The sequence below is a fragment of the Streptomyces sp. NPDC059455 genome (assembly GCF_042750115.1).
GTDB lineage: Bacteria > Actinomycetota > Actinomycetes > Streptomycetales > Streptomycetaceae > Streptomyces > Streptomyces endocoffeicus.
Genome location: NZ_JBHYVB010000417.1, coordinates 1 through 3,787, shown reverse-complemented (window position 1 = coordinate 3,787; position 3,787 = coordinate 1). Strand labels below are relative to the sequence as shown.

Genomic DNA, 3,787 nt, shown 5'->3' with positions numbered 1-3,787 from the left:
GTCCGGGGGCGAAGCCCCTGCCACGCGGCGCAGCCGCATATCGCTGCCGCGGGAAGGGGGGGGGCGGGTCGCATCGATAAGCGGTTCCGCCGCGCGGCCCGCCGGACACCCCGTGGGCCCCGCCATGGCGGCTTCCCTGCCCCGGGGACGGAGCGAGGAGAGGTCAGCCGTCCTCGCTCCCGCCCCCGGGGCAGTCCGCGTCCAGCAGCGGGTCGATACCCGCCCGGAGGAACCGCAGCAGGGTGTCGTCCGACGTGGCGGCCAGCGCGGGTGAGCGGATGGCCAGGCGCAGCAGGGTGATGCCCATCAGCCACGCCGCCAGCAACTCGGCCCGCAGTTCGGCGTCCTCGCCCTCCAGACGCCGCGCGAACCCCTCCGAGAACACCTCGGTCACCTCCTCGCGGAGCCGCCCGACGGTCTCCTCCCGGCTGGAGGAGCGCAGCTTGGTCAGCAGCGGATGCGGGGCCTCTTCCTCGGTGGGCCCCATGGAGACCACATCGCAGATCCACGCCGACACCTCGTCCAGCGGCAGATGGCGCAGCGGCTCGAACAGGCCGTTGCTGGTCGACACGGCGTCGAACAGCGCCTCCTTTGAGCCGAAATAGCGGTAGACCAGGGCGGCGTCCACCCCCGCGTCCTTGGCGATGTCGCGCACGCTGCAGCCGTCGTAGCCGTACCTGGCGAACCGCAGCGCGGCGGCCCCCAGCAGGGCGCTGCGCGTGCCCGCCGCGTCGTATCTGCGGGCACGGCGGGGGTGGTCGTCGCACCCCCGTGAGTCGCTTGCCCGGTTCACTTGTCGTACCTCCGCCTGGACCGTGCCGTACATGCTGCCGGTTCAGCCTCGCATGTCCAGAAGTCATCCACTGTTGTCATCGCTTGTTGACCAAGTTGTGGGTCGGCGCGTTATGTTTTGTCAACGCGTGGTGACTTTGGTCGCCGCAAAGCGCGGTCCAGGCCGGACGACGGTGTCCGGCCTGCTCGTATCCCGACCGGGCGGCCCCGCGCCGCCCTCACCACGCGCCCGCATCTGACCCCCAGCAGAAGTGGTGATCCCCTGTGCAGATACGACGCGTCGCGGTGGTGGGCACCGGCTATGTCGGACTGACCACCGGCGCCTGTCTGGCCACCCTCGGCCATCGAGTGGTGTGCGCGGACACCGACCACCAGAAGGTCGAACGGCTCCGGCGCGGGCAGGTCGACATCCTCGAGCCCCGGCTGCCCGAACTCGTCCGGGAGGGACTGGACTCCGGGCGCCTCGCGTTCATCCGCGACACCCGGGCCGCGGTCGCCGACGCCGACGTGGTGTTCCTGTGCCTGCCGACCCCGATGGGCGTCGGTGGCGCCGCCGACCTGGCCGCCGTCGAGGCCGTGGCGGACCAGATCCGCGACGCGCTGCCGCGCGGCAGCGTGGTGGTCAACAAGTCCACCGTGCCCGTGGGCACCGCCGAGCGCGTCGCCGCGCTGCTGGACCGCCCCGACGTGGCCGTGGTGTCCAACCCGGAGTTCCTCCGCGAGGGTTACGCGGTGCGCGACTTCCTCCACCCCGACCGCATCGTGGTCGGCGCCACGGACCGGGACGCGGCGCGGCGGGTGGCGGACCTGTACGCCGGGCTGGACGCCCCACTGGTGCTCACCGGCGCCGCGGGTGCCGAACTCGCCAAGTACGCGGCCAACTTCTTCCTGGCCATGAAGCTCTCCTTCGCCAACAACCTCGCCACGCTCTGCGAGCACTTCGGCGCCGAGGTGGACGATGTGCTCACGGGCATCGGCCACGACCCCCGCATCGGCTCGGCGTTCCTCAAGCCGGGCCCCGGCTGGGGCGGCTCCTGCCTGCCCAAGGACACCCACGCCCTGCTGACGATCTGCCAGGAGTCGGGCGTGGACTTCCCGCTGCTGGGCGCCACCATCGAGACCAACGTCGAACACCAGCGGCGGCTCGTCGAGCGCGTGGTGGCCGGATGCACCACGGGCGACGGCTCGCTGCGCGGCGTACGGCTGGGCGTGCTCGGCCTGGCCTTCAAGGCGGGCACCTCCGATCTGCGCGACTCACCGGCCCTGGCCATCGCCCGGCTGCTCAAGGAACGGGGCGCCGAACTCCACGCCTACGACCCCGCGCTCAGCGAGACCCGCCCCGACCTCAGTGATCTGCTCACCCTCGCGGACACCCCCGAGGAGGCCCTCCGGGGAGCGCGCGCCTGTCTCGTCCTGACCGAGTGGCCGGAGTTCCGAGCCCTCGACTGGGAGCGCGTCGCCGGACTGCTCGGGTCCCCGGTCGTCTACGACTTCCGCAACCTCCTGGACCCCGACCGGCTGCGCCGCGCCGGACTCAGCTGTGAGGGCATCGGCCGCACGCCCGCGATGGCGCGCTGACCGCCCCGCCCCTCCCTCGCCATACCTCTCGCCGTATCTCTCCCGTACGAGACCCTTCCCACAGAAAGGCCCCTGCGTTGCGGGTTATGTTCACCACGCTCGCCAGCCCCTCCCACGGCCGGGCGCAGCTTCCCCTGGCCCGGTCCCTCGCGGCGGCCGGCCATGAGGTGCTGGTGGTCACCACTCCGGCCCTCGTCCCCGTCTTCGAACGGGAGGAGGTGCGGGTGACGAGCGCCATCAGCGACTTCAGCCCGTCCTCCTTCCTCGGCTCCGTCCTGGCCGAGGAGACCGGACAGGCCGGTCTGCACAACCTGGACGAAGCCGAGCGGCACGCGGTCATGCTGCGCGTCATGTGCAAGGTCGTGTCCGGCCCGATGGCCACGATGCTCCTGGACACCGTGCTCCCCGTGGCACGGGACTTCCGCCCCGACCTCATCCTGCGCGACGGCATGGACCTCAGCGCCTGTGTCATCGCCGAAACCCTCGGCATACCCCAGCTGCCCACCCCCTCCGGGGCCGTCAACAGCTTCGACCCGGCCGAATTGCTGCCGGGCCTCAACGCCCTGCGGAAGCGGCAGGGGCTGGCCACCCCCGAGGACCCGCTGTCGATCGTGCCGCACGGGCGCATCGACTACGTACCACCGGCGTTCTCCTTCGCCCGTCATCAGCCCGCCACCTGGGCCTACCGGCAGACGGTGGACGTGGACCGCGGTGCCGTGCTGCCGGGCTGGGTCGCGGAACTGCCCACCGACCGGCCCCTGGTGTTCGCCGCCATCGGCACCGCGATCCCCATGTTCCACGACAGCTCACGCGAGGCGGACGTGTCCGCGCCGGCGCCCATGCCGATGCCGATGCCGGACCCGGTGGACACGCTGCACGCCATGGTGCAGGGGGTGTCGCGGCTGGAGGAGTGCACCGTCATCCTCGCCACCGGGGGCATCCCCGTGGACACCGACGGGGTGCCGCCGCATGTGCACATCACCGAGCGGCTGCCCCAGCCACTGCTGCTGGAATCCGTGGACCTGTTCCTCACCCACGGCGGCTTCAACAGCATCCGCGAATCGCTGCGCACGGCGACACCGATGGCGGTGCTGCCCCAGTTCGGCGACCAGCCCGGCAACGCACAGCGGGTCGAGGAACTCGGCCTCGGCCGGCGCATCACCGACGCCACACCGGACGGCATCACCGCCGCCTGCCGTGCTGTGCTGGCCGACGACGGCTGCCGCGCCCGGGTCCGCCGGGCGCGGCTGGAGATGCTGGCGCTGCCGGAGATCGACAGCGCCGTCCCCGACCTGGAGAAGCTCGCCGGATAACACCCCGACCCCCCCGGGCCCGGAGCCCCCCCCCCCCCCGCGCCGCCCGCACACACCCCCCCGGGTGCAGCCCCCCCCCCCCGACCCCCCCCCCGCGACCGAGC

3 protein-coding genes are annotated in these 3,787 nt (G+C 72.4%); 2 read left to right on the top strand and 1 reads right to left on the bottom strand.

Features of this window, described 5'->3' with window-relative positions; all coding sequences use genetic code 11:
• Positions 1–163: 163 nt before the first annotated feature.
• The gene (locus ACFXB5_RS53010; protein WP_385223157.1) at positions 164–793 is read right to left on the bottom strand and encodes a TetR/AcrR family transcriptional regulator; all 630 of its coding nucleotides are present in this window, start codon (positions 791–793) and stop codon (positions 164–166) included.
• A 263-nt stretch (positions 794–1,056) separates the two neighbouring features.
• Here ACFXB5_RS53010 and ACFXB5_RS53005 point away from each other — a divergent pair, with 263 nt between their 5' ends.
• Positions 1,057–2,370 carry a UDP-glucose dehydrogenase family protein gene (locus ACFXB5_RS53005; RefSeq protein ID WP_385223155.1) on the top strand — a complete coding sequence of 438 codons (1,314 nt, stop codon included), beginning with the start codon at positions 1,057–1,059 and terminating at the stop codon, positions 2,368–2,370.
• Positions 2,371–2,456: 86 nt separating this feature from the next.
• Positions 2,457–3,683, top strand: a complete 1,227-nt coding sequence (locus ACFXB5_RS53000; protein WP_385223153.1) for a glycosyltransferase — start codon at positions 2,457–2,459, stop codon at positions 3,681–3,683.
• Positions 3,684–3,787: the final 104 nt, after the last annotated feature.